This window comes from Sphingomonas sp. CARO-RG-8B-R24-01, assembly GCF_022662295.1.
Lineage (GTDB): Bacteria > Pseudomonadota > Alphaproteobacteria > Sphingomonadales > Sphingomonadaceae > Sphingomonas.
The window spans coordinates 132,714-151,046 of the sequence record NZ_JAKNQI010000004.1 but is presented as its reverse complement, the minus strand read 5'-3'; the positions used below and the strand labels follow the sequence as shown (position 1 = coordinate 151,046).

At 66.9% G+C, this 18,333-nt stretch carries 17 protein-coding genes; 8 read left to right on the top strand and 9 right to left on the bottom strand.

All coding sequences use genetic code 11. The features are described from left to right. Positions 1-6 precede the first annotated feature (6 nt). The 4 genes from mnmG to L8G49_RS10300 are packed head-to-tail and all read left to right on the top strand — an operon-like array spanning position 7 to position 4,146. Positions 7-1,848: a tRNA uridine-5-carboxymethylaminomethyl(34) synthesis enzyme MnmG gene (gene mnmG, locus L8G49_RS10315; protein ID WP_242185336.1), complete on the top strand. Its 1,842-nt coding sequence runs from the start codon at positions 7-9 to the stop codon at positions 1,846-1,848. Next, positions 1,845-2,456, top strand: a complete 612-nt coding sequence (gene rsmG / locus L8G49_RS10310) for a 16S rRNA (guanine(527)-N(7))-methyltransferase RsmG (protein WP_242138047.1) — start codon at positions 1,845-1,847, stop codon at positions 2,454-2,456. The genes mnmG and rsmG overlap by 4 nt, the downstream gene beginning before the upstream one ends. Further along, complete coding sequence (locus L8G49_RS10305; protein WP_242138046.1) at positions 2,453-3,247, top strand: ParA family protein; 795 nt, start codon at positions 2,453-2,455, stop codon at positions 3,245-3,247. The genes rsmG and L8G49_RS10305 overlap by 4 nt, the downstream gene beginning before the upstream one ends. Next, on the top strand, positions 3,244-4,146 hold the full coding sequence (locus tag L8G49_RS10300) for a ParB/RepB/Spo0J family partition protein (RefSeq protein ID WP_242138045.1): 903 nt from the start codon (positions 3,244-3,246) through the stop codon (positions 4,144-4,146). The genes L8G49_RS10305 and L8G49_RS10300 overlap by 4 nt, the downstream gene beginning before the upstream one ends. Before the next feature lie 28 nt (positions 4,147-4,174). Here L8G49_RS10300 and L8G49_RS10295 read toward each other — a convergent pair whose 3' ends face one another. From L8G49_RS10295 to L8G49_RS10280, 4 genes are read right to left on the bottom strand one after another with little or no spacing between them, the layout of a single operon-like run. Next, positions 4,175-5,191: a DNA polymerase III subunit delta gene (locus L8G49_RS10295; protein ID WP_242185286.1), complete on the bottom strand. Its 1,017-nt coding sequence runs from the start codon at positions 5,189-5,191 to the stop codon at positions 4,175-4,177. Positions 5,192-5,212: 21 nt separating this feature from the next. Further along, positions 5,213-5,725 (bottom strand): LPS assembly lipoprotein LptE, encoded by a 513-nt coding sequence (gene lptE / locus L8G49_RS10290; RefSeq protein ID WP_242185284.1) that lies wholly within the window; start codon positions 5,723-5,725, stop codon positions 5,213-5,215. Next, positions 5,722-8,274 (bottom strand): leucine--tRNA ligase, encoded by a 2,553-nt coding sequence (leuS, locus tag L8G49_RS10285; protein WP_242185282.1) that lies wholly within the window; start codon positions 8,272-8,274, stop codon positions 5,722-5,724. Before leuS ends, lptE begins: the two co-directional genes overlap by 4 nt. 13 nt (positions 8,275-8,287) lie before the next feature. Then, the gene (locus L8G49_RS10280) at positions 8,288-8,737 is read right to left on the bottom strand and encodes a DUF3576 domain-containing protein (protein ID WP_242138041.1); all 450 of its coding nucleotides are present in this window, start codon (positions 8,735-8,737) and stop codon (positions 8,288-8,290) included. Positions 8,738-8,985: 248 nt separating this feature from the next. On the opposite strand from L8G49_RS10280, the gene L8G49_RS10275 reads away from it, so the two are divergent. Then, entirely contained in the window at positions 8,986-9,681 is a 696-nt protein-coding gene (locus L8G49_RS10275; RefSeq protein WP_242185279.1) for a hypothetical protein, read from the top strand. A gap of 119 nt (positions 9,682-9,800) precedes the next feature. Here the strand turns inward: L8G49_RS10275 and L8G49_RS10270 are convergent, their stop codons facing one another. Continuing rightward, positions 9,801-10,289, bottom strand: coding sequence for a thiamine phosphate synthase (locus L8G49_RS10270; protein ID WP_242185277.1), 489 nt, complete (start codon positions 10,287-10,289; stop codon positions 9,801-9,803). Between the two features lie 79 nt (positions 10,290-10,368). Between L8G49_RS10270 and L8G49_RS10265 the strand changes: the two genes are divergently transcribed. Both L8G49_RS10265 and L8G49_RS10260 read left to right on the top strand, forming a co-directional pair. Then, positions 10,369-11,037 (top strand): YggS family pyridoxal phosphate-dependent enzyme, encoded by a 669-nt coding sequence (locus L8G49_RS10265; RefSeq protein ID WP_242185268.1) that lies wholly within the window; start codon positions 10,369-10,371, stop codon positions 11,035-11,037. Further along, positions 11,034-11,696 (top strand): HAD family phosphatase, encoded by a 663-nt coding sequence (locus tag L8G49_RS10260; RefSeq protein ID WP_242185267.1) that lies wholly within the window; start codon positions 11,034-11,036, stop codon positions 11,694-11,696. Before L8G49_RS10265 ends, L8G49_RS10260 begins: the two co-directional genes overlap by 4 nt. A gap of 35 nt (positions 11,697-11,731) precedes the next feature. Here the strand turns inward: L8G49_RS10260 and ribA are convergent, their stop codons facing one another. The 4 genes from ribA to L8G49_RS10240 all read right to left on the bottom strand — a co-directional run bounded on the left by ribA (position 11,732) and on the right by L8G49_RS10240 (position 16,971). Continuing rightward, entirely contained in the window at positions 11,732-12,805 is a 1,074-nt protein-coding gene (ribA, locus tag L8G49_RS10255) for a GTP cyclohydrolase II (protein WP_242185258.1), read from the bottom strand. Next, positions 12,802-13,593 carry an exodeoxyribonuclease III gene (locus L8G49_RS10250; protein ID WP_242138035.1) on the bottom strand — a complete coding sequence of 264 codons (792 nt, stop codon included), beginning with the start codon at positions 13,591-13,593 and terminating at the stop codon, positions 12,802-12,804. Before L8G49_RS10250 ends, ribA begins: the two co-directional genes overlap by 4 nt. A 200-nt stretch (positions 13,594-13,793) precedes the next feature. After that, positions 13,794-14,405: an outer membrane lipoprotein carrier protein LolA gene (locus L8G49_RS10245; protein ID WP_242185256.1), complete on the bottom strand. Its 612-nt coding sequence runs from the start codon at positions 14,403-14,405 to the stop codon at positions 13,794-13,796. 244 nt (positions 14,406-14,649) lie between these two features. Then, positions 14,650-16,971 carry a DNA translocase FtsK gene (locus L8G49_RS10240; protein ID WP_242185255.1) on the bottom strand — a complete coding sequence of 774 codons (2,322 nt, stop codon included), beginning with the start codon at positions 16,969-16,971 and terminating at the stop codon, positions 14,650-14,652. A 116-nt stretch (positions 16,972-17,087) separates the two neighbouring features. Between L8G49_RS10240 and L8G49_RS10235 the strand changes: the two genes are divergently transcribed. Next, positions 17,088-18,305 (top strand): UbiH/UbiF/VisC/COQ6 family ubiquinone biosynthesis hydroxylase, encoded by a 1,218-nt coding sequence (locus L8G49_RS10235; protein ID WP_242185238.1) that lies wholly within the window; start codon positions 17,088-17,090, stop codon positions 18,303-18,305. The last annotated feature ends 28 nt before the right edge of the window (positions 18,306-18,333 follow it).

Genomic DNA, 18,333 nt, shown 5'->3' with positions numbered 1-18,333 from the left:
ATCCGCATGGAACAGTTCGATGTCATCGTCGTCGGCGGCGGTCACGCCGGCACCGAGGCGGCTGCCGCGTCGGCCCGTCGCGGCGCACAAACCGCGCTGATCAGCTTCGATCCGGACAAAATCGGCGCCATGTCCTGCAACCCCGCGATCGGTGGATTGGGGAAGGGGCATCTCGTCCGAGAGGTCGACGCGTTCGATGGCGTGATCGCGCGCGCAACGGATCGTGCCGGTATCCACTATCGGATGCTCAATCGCAGCAAGGGCGCAGCGGTCCAGGGGCCGCGGGTTCAGGCTGATCGCAAGCGTTATGCCGCTGCCATCCAGGATATGCTGCAGGAGCAGCCCAACCTCGATATCGTTGCGGGTGAGGTGGCTGCCCTCATTATCGACGAAGGGATCGTCACGGGCGTGGTCCTTGCGGATGGCCGGATGCTGCGGTCGCAGGCGGTGATCCTTGCGACGGGCACGTTCCTCGGCGCCCGGATGTTTTGTGGCGAGGAACGGAGCATCGGTGGACGACTGGGCGAGGCTGCGGCATCCGCGCTGGCGGCGCAGCTCTATGCGGCGAACCTGCCGATGGCGCGGCTCAAGACCGGAACGCCGCCACGGCTCGATGGACGAACGGTCGATTGGGCGATGCTCGCGCAACAGCCAAGCGACGAGGATCCCTGGACTATGTCCCCGTCGACCGTGGCCCGGATGCTGCCACAAGTACATTGTGCGATCACCCGCACGACGGCGGCGACGCATGACGCTATTCGCGCCGGGTTGGACCGATCGCCGCTTTTCGGGGGTGATATTGCGGGCCAGGGACCACGCTATTGCCCGTCGATCGAGGACAAGATCCATCGGTTCGGCGATCGCGACGGCCACCAGATCTTCCTCGAACCGGAAGGTCTCGACGATCACACCATCTATCCGAACGGGATTTCCACGTCGCTCCCGGTGGATGTCCAGCATGCGATGATCGCGTCGATCCCCGGGCTCGAGCAGGCCCGAATCCTGGCACCTGGCTATGCGGTGGAATATGACCATATCGATCCACGCGCGCTGGCGTCCACGCTGGAAGTGCGGGCGATGCCGGGCCTGTTTTGCTGCGGCCAGATCAACGGGACTACCGGTTACGAGGAAGCTGCCGGGCAGGGGTTGATCGCCGGGATCAACGCCGCGGCGCGGGCGCTTGGCGCGGACATCTTGGTGCTTGACCGCGCGTCCAGCTACCTGGGGGTGATGATCGATGACCTCGTACTACAAGGCATCACCGAGCCCTATCGCATGCTGACCGCTCGGGCAGAGTTCCGCTTGCGTCTCCGTGCGGACAACGCCGAGACGCGGCTCTCGCCGATCGCGGAACAGCTCGGCTGTCTCGGTCCGGACCGTCGTGCCCGGCTGGCGCGGCGAACGACGATGCTGGCGCAGGTCGCTGCAGCGCTGGAACAGCCTGTGTCCAGCGCAACCTTACGGGCACGCGGCGCGCCGATCGAGCCCGATCCGCATCCGCGCCCGGGTGCCGAATGGTTGCGGGTCGCGGGCGTGACGCTTGACATGGTCGCTCCGAAGCTCGCGACGACTATGGATCACGACGTATGCAGCGAGGGTGCGGAGGACGCGCGCTACGCACCCTATGTCGCCCGACAGGAAGACGAGGTTCGGGCGCTGCGTGCGAACGACACGATCCTCCTGCCGCCTGACGTGGCGTTCGATACGATTGCGGGGTTGTCGACCGAAATGATCGAGCGGTTGGACACCGCACGCCCACTAACCCTGGGCGCGGCTGGCCGGATACGCGGCATCACCCCGGCAGCCCTGACCGCCATCTTGTTACATGTGCGCCGGCGCGCCGCATGACCGAGGATGAGGCAAAGGCCTGGATCGCGGATCGCCATGGTGTTGCTGCGGTCGATCGTCTCGGTGTTCTGGTCGATCATGTCCGGTTCGAGGCGGTTCGGCAAAATCTGATTGCGCCTTCCACGATCGATCACATCTGGAATCGTCACATCGTCGACTCCGCCCAGTTGCTACAGCACGCCCCGGATGCCGGGCAGTGGCTCGACATCGGGAGCGGCGCGGGCTTTCCCGGAATGGTTCTCGCGTTGCTGGGCGCGCATCATATCAGTCTGGTCGAGCCACGCCGTCGTCGGGCCACGTTCCTCGCCGAACTGGGGGCGGCGCTGGCGGTATCGGAACGCGTGGACGTTCATTGCTCGCGCGTGGAGTCCGTAACGGTCATTGCCGACGTGATCACCGCGCGCGCGGTTGCGTCGCTGGACAATCTATTTGCCTGGAGCGCGCATACGGCGACCCCAGAGACGCGCTGGATCCTGCCAAAAGGGAAATCGGCGATGGAAGAGGTGGCCAGCGCCAAGCGGGCATGGCATGGTGTGTTTCACGTGGAACATAGCATCACCGACCCGGCGTCGATGATCATACTCGCATCAGGGGTGACACGTCGATGAACGTCATTGCGGTCGCGAATCAAAAAGGCGGCGTGGGCAAGACCACGACAGCGATCAATCTGGGAACCGCGCTTGCCGCAACGGGCCTGCGTGTGCTGCTGCTCGATCTCGATCCGCAGGGTAATGCCTCCACCGGTCTTGGGATCAGCCGTGCGGATCGCCTGCATTCGACCTACGACATCCTGTTGGGGGAAGTGACGATCGAAGCCGCGGCCGTGCCCACCTGTGTGCCGTCGCTCGATATCGTTCCGGCCACGGTCGACCTGTCCGGCGCCGAGATCGAGCTGGTCGAATATGAGGAGCGCACGCACCGCCTGTCGCGAGCGCTGGCCCGATCGGACCATCGCTGGGACGTCGTGCTGATCGATTGCCCGCCGTCGCTCGGCCTGTTGACCCTGAACGCGATGGTGGCGTCGAACGCGCTGCTCGTGCCACTGCAATGCGAGTTCTTTGCGCTCGAGGGCCTGAGCCAGTTGCTCAATACGGTCGAACGGATCCGTGAGCGCTTCAATCCCGGCCTGTCGATCATGGGCGTGGCATTGACCATGTATGACCGCCGCAACCGACTGACCGAGCAGGTTGCGAACGACGTGCGAGCCGTGTTGGGTCGCGTGGTGTTCGATACGGTGATCCCACGCAACGTCCGCTTGTCCGAGGCGCCGAGCCACGGGCTTCCGGCACTCATCTACGACCACAGGTGCCTTGGGTCGGAAGCGTATATCGCCCTGGCGCGTGAAATGATCGCGCGCCTGCCGACGACCTTAGCTCCCCAGCCAGCCAGAGCCGCATGACCGACGCCACCACCCCTTTAGCTCGTCCAAAACCCCGCTCTGGCCTCGGCAGGGGGCTGAACGCCCTGATGGGCGACCTTGCCCGCGAGGAGCCCGTCGGTGGTCCTCAGGCCGGCGCATCGCCTGGCATTCGATCGCTTCCGGTCGGATCGCTCACGCCGCATCCAGGCCAGCCACGGCGCCACTTTGACGAAGGCGCGCTCGAAGAGCTTGCGCAGTCGATCGCACAGCGCGGGTTGATCCAGCCGATCGTGGTGCGTCCGCACGGCACCGGCTACCAGATCGTTGCCGGCGAACGGCGCTGGCGTGCGGCCCAGCGCGCACGGCTCCACGAAGTCCCCGTGATCGTCCGCGATTTCGACGATACGCAGACGCTCGAAGTCGCGCTGGTCGAGAACATCCAGCGGCAGGATCTCAACGCGATCGAAGAGGCAGAGGCGTATCAGCGGCTGATCGAGGATTTCGGTCATACGCAGGAAGCGCTCGGCAAGCTGGTCCACAAATCGCGGAGCCATGTCGCCAATCTGTTGCGGTTGCTGGAATTGCCACGCCAGGTGCAGGAGCGCGTGCTTCATGGGTCGCTGACCATGGGGCATGCCCGGGCGCTGATCGGTGCGCCTGACGTCGAGGCGCTGGCGGACAGGATCGTCGATCGCGGGCTGTCGGTACGCGATACGGAGAAGCTGGTCCGCGCAGCCAAGCCCGCGCAGCGCAACCCCAGCGAAGGGAGCCATGGCCGCGACCCGGACCTTGCGGCACTCGAGCATCAATTGGGCGATCTGCTCGGGCTTGCGGTGAAGGTTCACTATGGTGCGAAGGGCGGGACGCTGACATTGAGCTATTCCACGCTCGATCAGCTCGACATGGTATGCCAGCGGCTTACGGGCGAGCGGATCTAGCTCGGCGCGCTGCCGTTATGGCGCGTGCCTAGCCGGCTTGCCGTGCTGCCAGCCGCGCTACCGCGACGATGGCGTGATCGGCGAGCACGCCGCCGGCATTGTTGGGTGCCATGGTGGCGCGTTCGGCGCGACGAACCCGGTCGATCGCTCCGCTGATCGCAGGCGCGGACCAGATCCGCAGGGCGCGGGTCGTCGCGGCGCGCTCGCGGAAGAAGACCCGTTCCATGATCGTGTTGGCGTTGGCGCCACCGTCGATTTCGGCCCGCAGCTCGGCCAGCGTCATCAACCGGCGGACCAGTTGGCGCAGCAGCGGAATCGGCGAGCTGCCGGCCACGCCGAGCCTGGCGAGTTCGTCCGCCAGACGGTCGGGACCACCATCGATGGCCGCCTCGATCGCACGCGACATTTCGGCATCGCCGAGATCCGCGCCGATCGCATCGAGCGCGGCATCGTCGAGCTCGCGCGGGCGTTCGGGCGCCGCATCGAGGAACAGCGCGATCTTTTCGAGCTCGCGGCTCATCACCGCGCGATCGCCGCCCGCCGCCGCGGCGATGCGCGCGGCGGTCGATCCGGTCGTGCGCAGACCCTGTTCACGCGCTATGCTGGTGGCGAGCTTGTCCGCCTCGCCGGCATCGGGAACGTAGAAGGCGCAAACCATCGCGCGCGGGTCGGCGGTCGCCAGCTTGACGAGGCCGGAGGAAGCCTTGGCGCCGGGGGCGATCACGACGACCGGGTTCCCGCTGCGCTCGGCCGCGAGCAACAGCGTACAGGCGGCGACGCTTTCCTCCCCCGCACTGGCGATGCGGATGTGCCGGGCGGTCCCGAACAGTGACAGCGAGGCCGCTTCGTCGGCCAGCAGTCCGGGGTTGGCCTTGAGTTGCCCCGGTTCCAGATCGACGCGTTCGGCATCGGGGCCAAGCGCGCGGGCGAGGCGATTGGCAATATCGCGCGCACCGGCCTCGTCGGGGCCGTAGAGGACATACAATCGCACGTCGGGGCTGACCGCGTCGATCGCGCGCGTCAGCTGGTTGACGTTGGCTTTCATGCGGGCGGCCGTGCGGCCGCGTCAGCGCGCCGGTTGATTGGAGCGGCTGACATAGGTGGCGACGCGCGTGACGATCTGGTCGGCGACGATGTCGGAAAGCCGTTCCAGCGCACTGTTTTCGGCGGCAATGGTGGCATATTCGGACTTTACGGCGTCGATCCCGGCATCGGACCCGGCTGCGGCATCGAGCAGAACCGACCCGTTGGTCAGATCGATCAACTGATACCGCGCGCGCAGCGTCCGGCGTTCGCGCGAGATGCTGTCGTCTCGGCGGATGCCGAGACCGATGATCTTGTCGTCGAGCTTGATCTCGAGCCGGTAACGCGCCGTGACGCCCTGGCCGGCGTGGAGTCGATCGCGCAGCGCATTGCCCATCAGCCAGCCAGCCTTGCCCTCGATCGGGCCGACATCGACCTGTGCCAGCGTCGTCGCGACCGTCCCCGAGCTCCCGCCCGAGTAGAGCGGATGCAGCCCGCATCCCGACACAGCGAGTGCCATGCCGGACATCAGGGCAGGGGCGACCAGCCGCTTCATGCGACGAGGTTCACGAGACGGTCGGGCACGACGATCACCTTTCGCGGCGGTTTGCCTTCGAGGATGCGGACGATCTTGTCCGAAGCGAGCGCGGCAGCCTCGACCGCTTCGCGAGGCGTACCCTTTGGCATGACGAGCGTGTCGCGTAGCTTGCCATTGATCTGGACGGCGATGGTGACCTCGTCCTCGACCAGCAACGCCGCGTTGACCTCGGGCCAAGGCGCGTCTGCGATCAAACCGTCGTTGCCCGCGGCGGCCCAGGCTTCCTCGGCAAGATGCGGCGCCATCGGGGCGACGAGCCGCATCAGCGTCGCGATCGCGGTGTCGCGTGATGCAGAGGGCGCGGCGCGTTCGATTGCGTTGACCAGCTCGAACAGCTTGGCGACCGCCTTGTTGAACGCCAGCGCCTCGATATCGACCGCGATGCCCGCGATCGTCTGGTGGAGCTTGCGGTCGAGCGGCGCGTCGACGGTGCCGGACTGGCCGCTCTTGTCGCCATCGAACAGCCGCCAGACGCGCTGGATGAAGCGCCACGAGCCTTCGATCCCGCTTTCGCTCCACGGCAAGTCGCGCTCGGGCGGGGAGTCGGACAGCATGAACCAGCGCGTCGCGTCCGCGCCGTACTGGTCGACGATGCCGGTCGGGTCGACGGTGTTCTTCTTCGACTTCGACATCTTCTCGATGCGGCCGACCGTGACCGCCTCGCCGGTCGCGCGCTCGACATAGCCGTCGCCGCTTTTGTCGATGTCGTCGAGCGACAGCCACAAGGGCTTGGTGATCGTGTCGGTGCCGTCAGTGCCAACCTCGGTCACCTGGCGGCTATAGGTCTCGTGCGTGACCATGCCCTGCGTGAACAGCCCCGCGAACGGCTCCGCCACGTCGAGCATCCCGATATGCCGCAGCGCGCGCGTCCAGAAGCGCGCGTAGAGCAAGTGGAGGATCGCATGTTCCACGCCGCCGATATATTGCGCGACCGGCAGCCATTGCTCGGCGACCGCGCGGTCGAACGGCTTGTCCTTGGGCTGGCTGGCGAAGCGAATGAAATACCAGGAGGAATCGACGAACGTATCGAGCGTGTCGGTCTCGCGCCGCGCGGCACCGCCGCAGGACGGGCAGGGGACGTGCTTCCACGTCGGATGCCGGTCGAGCGGGTTGCCGGGGATGTCGAAGCTGACGTCCTCGGGCAGCACGACCGGGAGCTGGTCCGCGGGGACCGGCACTGCGCCGCACGCATCGCAGTGGATGATCGGGATCGGCGTGCCCCAATAGCGCTGACGGCTGACGCCCCAGTCGCGCAGGCGGAACACGGTCGATCCGGTGCCCCAGCCGCCATCCTCGGCGCGGGTGATGATGGCGCGCTTGGCGTCCTCGATGTCCATGCCGTCGAGGAAGTGCGAATTCACCAGCGTGCCGGGGCCGGTGTACGCAGTGTTCCCGGTGAACAACGGATCGGTGACGTCGCCATCGGAGACGACGCGGCGGACCGGCAGATCGTACTTCCGCGCGAAATCGAGATCGCGCTGGTCGTGTGCGGGGACGCCGAACACCGCGCCGGTGCCATATTCCATCAGCACGAAGTTGGCGATGTAGACGGGGAGTTGCAGGCTGGCATCGAACGGATGCTGTGCGGTGAGCCCCGTGTCGAAGCCGAGCTTTTCTTGCGTATCCATTTCCGCAGCGGTGGTGCCGCCGCGCTTGCACAAGGCGATGAATTCCGCAGCCTCTGGGCTGCGCTCGGCAAGAGCCTGCGCGATCGGATGATCCGCCGCGACTGCGACGAAGCTCGACCCGAACATCGTGTCGGGGCGGGTGGTGAACACCTCGACCGACCCGCCATCCGACAGGTTGAACCGGAACTGCAACCCGCGGCTGCGCCCGATCCAGTTCTCCTGCATCAGCTTGACCTTGTCGGGCCAATGCTCGAGCGCGCCGAGGCCCTCAAGCAGCTCGTCCGCGAAATCGGTGATCTTCAAGAACCACTGCGACAGCTTGCGCCGCTCGACCAAAGCGCCCGAGCGCCAGCCGCGCCCGTCGATCACCTGTTCGTTGGCGAGCACGGTCATGTCGACCGGATCCCAATTGACCGAAGATTCCTTGCGATAGACGAGGCCGTGACGGAACAGCTCGAGGAACAGCGCCTGCTCGTGCCCGTAATACTCCGGCTCGCACGTCGCGAGCTCACGCGTCCAGTCGAGCGCGAAGCCCAGCCGCTTCAGCTGCGCCTTCATCGTCGCGATATTGTCGCGGGTCCAGCCGCCCGGGTGGACGCCTTTTTCCATCGCCGCATTCTCGGCGGGCATCCCGAACGCGTCCCAGCCCATCGGATGGAGGACTTCCATCCCCTGCATCCGGCGAAACCGCGCGAGCACGTCGCCCATCGTATAGTTGCGGACGTGCCCCATATGGATCTTCCCCGACGGATAGGGGAACATCTCGAGAACATAAGAACGCGGCTTGGGACTGTCGTCACGCGCGGCGAAGGTGCGGCGGTCGTCCCACACCTTCTGCCAAGCCGCGTCCGCCTTCAGCGCATTGAAGCGTGACGCCATCGGTCGGGTATTCCTATTTGGTAACGGCAGCGCGGCGCAGATCGCGAGCGCGCGTCAGGATGATGTCTTCGAGCTTCTGCACGGTCGCCGCCTGGACCGGGGCCGCGACCCACTGGCCGCCCTGGTTGACCTGGCGCAGCGACGCGACCCGCAGGCCGTCCGCGCGCAGATCCTGGTCGAGGATCGTCACGGTCACCTTGACGCGCTCGGTCGGTGCGGCGGGGTTGATGTACCAGTCGGTGACGATCACGCCGCCGTTGGAATCGGTCTGCAGCAACGGCATGAAGCTCAGCGTATCGAGGCTCGCACGCCACAGATAAGCGTTGACGCCGATCGTCGTGACCTTGGAGGCGGCGATGTCGGCATTCTGCGGGCGCGCGCCCTTATGCGCGCACGCGCCTAGCGTCAGCGGGGCGATGAGCGCGAGCGAAAGCAGAATCGCAGTGCGGGGGCGGCGGATCATCGGCTGTTCCTGAACAAATCGGAGTGTCGGGGGTTCGGCGATATCTATAGAATGTCCGGCGCTTGCCGCAAGCAGGGACCGAGCGCGTTCGACAGTGTGTCCTTGACGACACTGTCAGGGGAAAATGAGTCGGAATGGTGGCGGTACCGAATTGAATCGTGGTAGTCGTGTCGCAACATGATAGTGCCGGCCAGGTGCACGTGAAGGGGTCTGAAGTGTCGTTTGCTCGTTGGATGTCAGGGATTGCCATGGGGTCGCTCGTCGCCCTCGGCATCGCCGTGGCTCCGGCACTCGGCGCCAGTGACGCCCCCGCCCCGCGCATGATTGTGCGTCATAGCGTGCAGCTGGTGCGCGGCCTCGGATCGTTCACGCCGGCATCGGCCGATCCGCGACTCGCCGCCATGTTCGCGCGCGGTGGACTCGATACCAGCGGCTTCCGTTTCACGCCGTCCGATACCCGTCGCGAGGGTAGCCGCGCCGTGACCGTGGCCGTCCAGGGTCGTTCGGCCCGCGGCGTGATTGCGCGCGCGGATCGTGCTTCGCCGATCCCAGCATCGACGGTCGCGCTCACGCCTATCGCCTATAACCTCGGCGTTGCCGTGGGCTGGAAGCGGCTGGCGGTCTCGGGCGATGTCGCGAAGGTCGATCTCGCCGGCATCCCGGGCAGCCGCGAAGCGGCCGACATCGGCGTGAGCTATACCGGCAAGCGGTTTACCGGACGCGTCAACGCCGCGGCCGACCGCCCGCTGCCCAATGGTCCGACCCTGATCGAGGCCGCACCGGCCTATTCGCTCGACGTCGGCGGCTCCTATTCGCTGACTCGCCGTCTCGATGTCACGGCGGGCGTGCGCTACAAGACCGAGCGGGATCGCCTCACCCAGCAGCCGACCGAAGACCGTCGCGACAGCCAGGCCGTCTATATCGGGACCGCCTTCCGCTTCTGATCGTCGCAGCGTGGCGGCACCGTCACGCCGGCCGAAGCCGTCGGGTCCGACACGAAACCGTGGTTACGTGCGCGGACGTTGCGGCGCAGCACGGCATCTTGGTCTCGGAAAACATCGACTTATGTCTCGTGCGAGTCCTGGCCGCCCGTCTTCGCCGGGGCTACGGAAAGCGCGTCGATCGCGGCCCACCCGGCAAACCCCAGTGCCCGCAACCGCCTGAACCGTCGTGCGGTCATCCCGCCCAGCGCAATCGCGGGCAGGCCGACCGCGCGCGCGATCCGCGCCGCGCGAACCGGTCCCAGCGTTGGTGCTCCGGGATGCGTCCGGGTCGGATAGACCGGCGACACGAACACCAGCTCGGCCCCGGCGCGGCGCGCCGCCAGTCCCTCCCGCACCGAATGGGCCCGGCCGATCCGTACGGGTTGGCCATGCGACAATGCGTCGTCGACCAGCACCAGCCCGCGCCGCTTCGCGATTCTGGCGATTCGCCGTTTCAGCGCGGCGCGCGCCGTCGCCGGTGTCGCATGATGCCGCAGCACCACCCCGCTGCCACGCGGCAATCGATCGAGCGCGCGCCATAGCTGCGGCCCGATGCGCTCGTCCGTCATCAGCCAAAGTGCAGGAAGCGCACGGCGAAGCGCACGGCTGGGGTGACGAACGGCCATCGCACCGCCTATAGCGCGCGCAATGTCCAGCGACGACCCCACCGCCCGCCTCCATGCCGTCACCGCCAGCATCGCGCATGCCGCGGCGCTCGCCGACCGCAAACCCGACTCCGTCACGCTGATCGCGATCTCCAAGACCAGGACAGCGGCGGAGATCATGCCCCTGCTCGACGCCGGACACCGCGTGTTCGGGGAAAACCGGGTGCAGGAAACGCAGGGCAAGTGGCCCGCGTTGCGCGAGGCCTATCCGGAGGCCGCGGTGCATCTCGTCGGCCAGTTGCAATCGAACAAGGCCGAGGATGCGGTGGCGCTGTTCGACGCGATCCATTCGGTCGATCGGCTGTCGCTGGTCACCGCGCTTGGACGCGCGATCGACAAGGTCGGGCGCCGGCCTGCGTGCTTCCTTCAGGTCAATATCGGGGACGAGGACCAGAAGGGGGGCTGTGCGATCGCGGCGCTGCCCGACCTCATCACGGCGGCGCGGGACGTGGGCCTGCCGCTTGCCGGGTTGATGGCGGTGCCACCGGTTGACACCGAGGCGGCACCGTATTTCGCGCTGCTCGCCAAGCTGGCGCGCGATCACGGGCTCGACGGCCTCTCGATGGGGATGTCGGGCGATTATGAAATTGCGGTGATGCTGGGCGCGACACACGTCCGCGTCGGCACCGCGCTGTTCGGGGCACGCGCATGAACTTCGCCGGGTTGATCTTCGATTTCGACGGCGTGCTGATCGAGAGCGAGGCGGTCGGGAACCGTCATATCGCGGACTATCTGACCGGGATCGGGCATCCGACCACGCCGGAGGACAGCTACGCCAATTTCATGGGCCTGTCCGGGCAGCAGTTCATCGGGGCGCTCGAACGCTGGATCGACCGGCCGTTGCCCGAGGATTATTACCCGATGCGCGCAGCCGAGGATGCGCGCGCGATGCGCGAGGGGGTCGGTGCGGTCGCAGGAGCGGTGCGCTTCATCGAGCGGCTACCGGCGGATCTCCCCAAGGCGATCGCTTCGTCGAGTTCGACCGCATGGATCCGGCGGCATCTCGAGCATATCGGGCTCGCGGACGCGTTCGGCGACCATGTCTATTCGGGCAAGGAGCACGTCGCGAACGGAAAGCCCGCGCCGGACCTGTACTGGCATGCGGCCGCAGCGATCGGCGTGGATATCGCGCCGTGCGCGATCCTCGAGGATTCGCCGGTGGGCGCGACCGGCGCGGTTGCGTCGGGGGCGCATGTGATCGGGTTCGTCGGGGGCGCGCATTGCGGGCCCGACCATGCCGCGCGCCTCCGTGCGATCGGGGTACACGATATTGCGGAGGACTTCGACGCGGTGGCGCGCCTGCTGGGGTAGCGCGATTCGTTACCCCACCCCATTCCCGCGCTCCGCTAGAACTGGTGCCCGGTCCGGTCGCGCTTGGTCGCGAGATAGCGTTCGTTGTGGGGGTTCGCGGGCAGGATATGCGGCACGCGTTCCGACACCGCGATACCCGCGGCCTCCAGTTGCGCGACCTTCTGCGGATTGTTGGTCAGCAGCCGCACCCGCGTCTGCCCGAGCAACGCGAGCATCCGCCCCGCCACCGCGAAATTGCGCGAATCGACCGCGAAGCCGAGCCGGGTGTTGGCATCCACCGTGTCGAACCCCTGGTCCTGCAGCGCATAGGCGCGCAGCTTGTTGATCAGGCCGATCCCACGGCCTTCCTGGCGCAGGTACAGCAAGATTCCCCAGCCGCTCGCCCGGATCGCGCGGATCGCGCCGTCGAGTTGCGGGCCGCAATCGCATTTGAGGCTGCCGAGCACGTCGCCGGTCAAACATTCGCTGTGCAGCCGTACGAGCGGCGGGAGGCCATCGGGGGTGCCGATCAGCAGCGCGATATGCTCGCCCGGCATCTCCGGGGTGCGGAAGGCCACGATCTCGGCATCCTCGGCATCCGCGACCGGCAGATGCGCGCGCGTCGCGATCGCCAGACGCCCCGCGTCCTCGTGCGCGACGATGTCGGCCGGGGTCAGCACGAGCGCGGCCTGTTCGTCGGCCCGCGCGAAATAGGCGGGCAGGACCCCGCCGATCCGGGCCAGCTTCAGCGCGGCCGTGGCGGCGTCGTGCGCGGGGAGGGCGATCGCGCGAAACGGGCCCTTGAACGGCGTTTCGAGATCAAATTGCGGGTCGGACAGCGCGGTCGCCACCGCAAAGTCGACCCAGGGGGCGCGTTCGATCAGCACCGGAGCGTCGGGCTCGGCCGCGTCCCGCTGGTTGGCGAGCTTGAGCGTCGCGGCGCGCCCGGCGGACAAGAGCACCGGCGCGACCCCGGCCGGGTCGAATGCCGCGAGCCGCACCGGGTCCGCGGTCTCGATCGGCAACAGCGCGAGCGTGCCATCGCTCCCGGCGATCGCGATCGGCCAGCCGCGGCGCAGCGCGTCGATCGCGAGCGCGGTCTTGTGCGCGTCCCCGGTCGTGTGGGTCACAAGGCAAATTCGGTCATGATCGGCACATGGTCGGAGGGTTTCAGCCAGCTGCGGCATTCCTCATACACATGGTGCCGAACCGCCTTGGCCGCAACGTCCGCGGTCGCCCACATATGGTCGAGCCGCCGCCCGCGGTCGTTGACGGTCCAGTCGGCCGAGCGATAGCTCCACCAGGTGTGGAGTCTTGCGGGGGCCGGGTGGAAGTGCCGCCCGAGATCGACCCAGCTGTTCGATGCCTTGAGGCGGTCGAGCGCATCGACCTCGATCGGCGTATGGCTGACCACGCCGAGCAATTGCTTGTGCCCCCACACATCGGACGGGAGCGGCGCGATGTTGAGATCGCCGACCAGCAGCGTCGGTCCGTCGAGCGCTTCCGACCAGGCGATCATCCGGTCGAGGAAATCGAGCTTCTGGCCGAACTTGGGGTTCACCTCGCGGTCGGGCACGTCGCCGCCTGCAGGGACATAGACATTCTCGATCCGCATGCCGTTCTCGAGCCGGACACCGACGTGCCGCGCCTCGCGATTGGCCTGCCAGTCGAAACGGTCGTCCGCCGCCAGCGGGACACGCGACAGGATCGCGACCCCGTGGTGCATCCGCTGCCCATGCAGCACGATATGCCGGTACCCGAGCGCGCGGAAGGACGCGGTCGGGAAGTCCTTGTCGATCACCTTGGTCTCCTGGAGACACAGGATGTCGGGTTCGGCTTCGCGCAGGAAGCGCTCAACGATCTCGATGCGGAACCGCACGGAATTGATATTCCACGAAACGATCTTCAGGGCCGTCATCCGGATTGTGTAGCCGTGGGAACTGTCAAGCGCCAGACATGGAAAGGCCCCCGCTCCGGGGGCATGGAGCGAGGGCCGACCTAGCGTTCGTCACGCAGGCGGGAAGTGATGCCCTCGAGCAACAGGGGGAGAATCCCGAGAGGCTTCACATCCGCAGGTCCGCGTCTAGGCGCTCGAACCTGTCGCCAATATGAATGGGTTCATTTTTTCCCGGTGGCGCGGACCGGATCGTTCCAGCGAAACGCATTGTCCGCGACCGGATGGTTAAATTGCTGGTTGGACAGTTTGACCGTCGTGCGGTTGTTCTGCGAATCGAGCGTGACCCAGCCCTTGAGCATCAACCCGCTGGGTGCGGCGGGGTTGCGCTGGAACACCAGGCTGATCCGGCCATATTCGGGGTGCTTGGGATCGGCCGCATCGACCGCGACCAGATCCGGGCTGCCGCTCGGCACGACGGTCGCGATCTTGCTCATGTCGCGCGACGGATCGAGCAGGATGCCGAGCGGCGACCCGCCGATCGGCCAACGCTGCTTTTGGCCGACCGAGTAATCCAGGAACCATAGCGACTTGCCATCGGCAACCACGAGGATCGGGACACCCTTTTCATATTGGAAGCGGATCTTGCCGGGCTTCTTGAGGGTCAGCGTTCCGGTCAGCACCTTGCCCGAACGATCGGTCTGCGCGAACGCGGCCGTCATCGTCTCGACGCCCTGGAGGTGCTTCTGCACCATCGCCAGGTCGGCGGACGGCGCTGCCATGGCTATCGCGGGGGCGGCGAGGAAGGGAACGAGAAGGGCATGGCGAAACGACACGAAGGATTCTCCTGACACGGGGGCTGGGGCTCCCGGCTGATATAGAGGCGCTACCCCGGCGAAGGCCGGGGCCCAGCAGGACAGGCCAGGGTAACGCGCACAGCACCTGCTTCTATCCGCCCGCTCCTGGGCCCCGGCCTTCGCCGGGGTAGCGCACGCTTGTCAAAGCGCCCCCTTGCGAAACGATCTTCCCCTAAAGCCAGCGCACGCTTTAACACGCCGTGAACCGACCGCCGCACGCCCCTCAGACCGGGTGCCCGTCCCGGTCGCGCAACACCTCGCGCCGTCCGACATGGTCGGGCCGGCTGACCACGCCGTCCTTCTCCATCCGCTCGATCAGCCTTGCGGCGTTGTTATACCCCACGCGCAACTGCCGCTGGACCCACGAAGTCGACGCCTTCTGGCTCTCGCACACCAGCTGCACCGCGGCGCGATATTGCTGGTCTTCCTTGCTGTCCTCGCCGGTCGGCGCACCATCGAGCGCAAAGCTTTCCTCGGGCTCCTCGGTGACCGACTGAATGTAATCGGGCTGGCCCTGCGCGCGCCAGTGATCCGCCACCGCGCGGACTTCGTCGTCCGACACGAACGGGCCGTGGACTCGGACGATCCCCTTGCCGCCGGGCATGTAGAGCATGTCGCCCTTGCCGAGCAGCTGCTCCGCGCCCTGTTCGCCGAGGATGGTGCGCGAATCGATCTTGGAGGTAACGTGGAAGCTGATTCGCGTCGGCAAATTGGCCTTGATGACGCCGGTGATGACGTCGACCGACGGCCGCTGCGTCGCCATGATCAGATGAATCCCCGCCGCGCGCGCCTTTTGCGCGAGCCGCTGGATCAGGAATTCGACTTCCTTGCCCGCGGTCATCATCAGATCGGCGAGTTCGTCGACGATCACGACGATCTGCGGCAGGACCTGATAATCGAGCGTTTCTTCCTCGTAGATCGGCTGGCCGGTCTCGGAATAGCCGCACTGCACCTTGCGCCCGAGCGGCTGGCCCTTGGCCTTCGCCGTCTTCACCTTCTCGTTGAAGCTGGCGAGGCTGCGCACCCCCATCGACGACATCTGGCGATAGCGATCCTCCATCTGCTCGACCGCCCATTTGAGCGCGCGGACCGCCTTGGCGGGATCGGTCACGACCGGGGAGAGCAGATGCGGGATGTCGTCATACATGCTCAGTTCGAGCATCTTGGGATCGATCATGATCATTTTGCACTGGTCGGGCTTCAACCGGTACAGCAGCGACAGGATCATGCAGTTGAGCCCGACCGACTTGCCCGACCCGGTGGTCCCCGCGACGAGCAGATGCGGCATCGGCGCGAGATCCGCGATGACCGGATCGCCCGCGATGTTCTTGCCGAGCACCAGCGGCAGCGATGCGGACTGATCCTCGAACGTCTGCGACCCGATCAGTTCGTGCAGGCCGACCATCTCGCGGCGGACGTTGGGGAGTTCGATCCCGATCACGGTGCGCCCGGGAATCGTCGCGACGCGCGCCGACACCGCGGACATGTTGCGCGCGATATCGTCGGCAAGCTGTATCACGCGGCTCGCCTTGATCCCGCTCGCGGGTTCGAGTTCGTACATCGTGACGACCGGACCGGGGCGGACGTTGATGATCGAGCCCTTGACGTGGAAATCGTCGAGCACCGTCTCGAGCAGCCGCGCATTGCGCTCGAGTGCGGCCTTGTCGATCTGCCCGCCCGGCGCGGGCGGAGTCGGGATCAGCAGATCGAGCGGCGGAAGCTGCGTGTTGTCGCCGAGATCGAGCGAAGTCTGCTGCGTCCGCGGGCGTGGCGGCGATTGCGCGACCTGCCGGTCCGAGATGACCGGCCCGGGGCGCGGATCGGGTGCTGCGACCGCGCGCGGCATCGAGACCTTGCGCGCCGGGCGGGCGTCTTCGGCGGCATCGCCCTCGTCGTCGTCGATCGCGTCCGCGCGCATGCGTCGCGCTTCGGCGGTCCGCTTGGGAAGGCGCGGGATGCGCAATGTCCGCTCGGCCATGTCGATCGTGAAACTATAGGCCCACACCACCAGCGCGGCGATGCCAATGACCGCGGCGATCCCGCGCGTCGTCCACAGGATTGCGGCCGGATCGCCGATCAGCCCGATCGCGAGCCGCAGCACCCCCGATACGGCAAGCCCCACCACACCCCCATAGCCCGCGGGAAGCCAGGCAACGGCCCCCCCCGAGACGAGCGCGAACGTCGTTCCCGCGAGCATCGTGCCCAGCGTCGACGCACCCAGCATCCGCCGCCAGCGCCCGACCGGCACGTCGCGCCACAGGCGAAGCGCGACCAGCAACAGCGTCGGCAGCAGCATCACCACCGCGGGCCCGACGATCCAGAAGGCCGCATCCGCGACGAGTGCCCCCGGTCGCCCCAGCCAGTTGTGCGCAGGCCCTGCCGAGGCGGTGTTGAGCGACGGATCGCTCGCATGATAGCTCGCGATGACGATCACCATCAGCACGACGAGCGTGAGCAGCGTGAACGCGCCGAGCAGCGCGCCGCTGCGCACGGCGCCTGCCTTGACCGTCTCACGCCAGAGCGGTGGCTGCGCTTGGCTCGCCATGATGCAATGTCTTCCCGATGTTCGCTGTCTGTGCCCTCGGATTCATCGCTCGCCCACGCGGTCGCGTCAAGTTTTCCGCGATTGGCAGCGTCGCGCGAGAGGCTTACAGACCGGGCATGGATACAGCAGACGTCATCATTCTCGGCGGTGGACTCGTCGGCAGCGCGCTCGCAGTGGCGCTCGATGCGCACAACATGTCGGCGATCGTCATCGATATCGCGGATCCCGAAGTCATCCTCGCGGCAGGGTTCGACGGGCGCGCCTCGGCGATTGCGGGGGCACCGTGGCGGATGCTCGGCGCGATCGGCGTGGCGGACAAGCTTGCGGCGATCGCCTGCCCGATCAAGGGGATTCGCGTCAGCGACGGGCTCGAACCCGGCGCGCTCGATTTCGAACCCGATTCGGACGAGGAAGCGCTCGGCCATATGGTCGAGAACCGTCGGCTGCGCGCCGCGCTGTTCGAGACGGCATCGGCGGCGAAGAACGTCGACGTGCGGATGAAGACGCGTGCGGTGTCGGTCGATCGCGCAGCCTCGGGCGTCACCGTGACGCTCGATTCGGGCGCGGTGATCCGCGCGCCGCTGCTGATCGCGGCGGAAGGGCGCAATTCGCCGACGCGCGAGGCGGCGGGGCTCAACGTCGCGCGCTGGACCTATGACAATGCCGCGATCGTGACGTCGCTGCACCACGAACATTCCCACGAGAACATCGCGTTCGAGATCTTCTATCCCGACGGCCCGTTCGCGATCCTGCCGCTCAACGACGACGAGCAGGGGCATCGTTCGTGCATCGTCTGGTCGGTGACGCGCGATCAGGCACCGGGGATGATGAAGCTGTCCGACCGCGGCTGGCTCGCCGAGGCGGACAAGCGAATCGGTGGGTTCCTCGGCAAGCTCGGGCCTCTTGGCGCGCGGTCGAGCTATCCGCTCGGCTTCCATCATGCGGCGAAGATCGTGTCGGACCGGCTCGCACTGGTCGGCGATGCGGCGCACGGGATTCACCCGATCGCGGGGCAGGGGGTCAATGTCGGCTTCCGCGACGTGGCGACGCTGGTCGAGGTGCTGGTCGAGGGCAAGCGGACCGGGCTCGACCTCGGCGATCCGGCATTGCTGGCGCGCTATGACCGGTGGCGGAGCCTCGATACGCTGATGGTCTCGGTGGCGACCGACGGGCTGACCCGGCTGTTCGGCATCAAGGGCAAGACCGCCAATGCGGTGCGGCGCTTCGGGCTGTCCGCGGTGCAGAAGATGCCGCCTTTGAAGCGCCGTTTCATCGCGGAAGCGCGGGGCGAGAGTGGGGATGTGCCGAAGCTGCTGCAGGGGATGATGGTTTAAGGGGGGTAGCGCACCCTCCTGCCGTTCG

What these genes read in the sequence shown, in the direction of transcription:
- lptE (WP_242185284.1), bottom strand. Translation starts at nt 5,725, where the DNA reads ATGAAGCGGCTGGTCGCCCCTGCCCTGATGTCCGGCATGGCACTCGCT.
- mnmG (WP_242185336.1), top strand. Translation starts at nt 7, where the DNA reads ATGGAACAGTTCGATGTCATCGTCGTCGGCGGCGGTCACGCCGGCACC.
- L8G49_RS10305 (WP_242138046.1), top strand. Translation starts at nt 2,453, where the DNA reads ATGAACGTCATTGCGGTCGCGAATCAAAAAGGCGGCGTGGGCAAGACC.
- L8G49_RS10295 (WP_242185286.1), bottom strand. Translation starts at nt 5,191, where the DNA reads ATGAAAGCCAACGTCAACCAGCTGACGCGCGCGATCGACGCGGTCAGC.
- rsmG (WP_242138047.1), top strand. Translation starts at nt 1,845, where the DNA reads ATGACCGAGGATGAGGCAAAGGCCTGGATCGCGGATCGCCATGGTGTT.
- L8G49_RS10270 (WP_242185277.1), bottom strand. Translation starts at nt 10,289, where the DNA reads ATGACGGACGAGCGCATCGGGCCGCAGCTATGGCGCGCGCTCGATCGA.
- L8G49_RS10265 (WP_242185268.1), top strand. Translation starts at nt 10,369, where the DNA reads ATGTCCAGCGACGACCCCACCGCCCGCCTCCATGCCGTCACCGCCAGC.
- L8G49_RS10240 (WP_242185255.1), bottom strand. Translation starts at nt 16,971, where the DNA reads ATGGCGAGCCAAGCGCAGCCACCGCTCTGGCGTGAGACGGTCAAGGCA.
- L8G49_RS10275 (WP_242185279.1), top strand. Translation starts at nt 8,986, where the DNA reads ATGGGGTCGCTCGTCGCCCTCGGCATCGCCGTGGCTCCGGCACTCGGC.
- L8G49_RS10250 (WP_242138035.1), bottom strand. Translation starts at nt 13,593, where the DNA reads ATGACGGCCCTGAAGATCGTTTCGTGGAATATCAATTCCGTGCGGTTC.
- L8G49_RS10260 (WP_242185267.1), top strand. Translation starts at nt 11,034, where the DNA reads ATGAACTTCGCCGGGTTGATCTTCGATTTCGACGGCGTGCTGATCGAG.
- L8G49_RS10280 (WP_242138041.1), bottom strand. Translation starts at nt 8,737, where the DNA reads ATGATCCGCCGCCCCCGCACTGCGATTCTGCTTTCGCTCGCGCTCATC.
- L8G49_RS10235 (WP_242185238.1), top strand. Translation starts at nt 17,088, where the DNA reads ATGGATACAGCAGACGTCATCATTCTCGGCGGTGGACTCGTCGGCAGC.
- leuS (WP_242185282.1), bottom strand. Translation starts at nt 8,274, where the DNA reads ATGGCGTCACGCTTCAATGCGCTGAAGGCGGACGCGGCTTGGCAGAAG.
- L8G49_RS10300 (WP_242138045.1), top strand. Translation starts at nt 3,244, where the DNA reads ATGACCGACGCCACCACCCCTTTAGCTCGTCCAAAACCCCGCTCTGGC.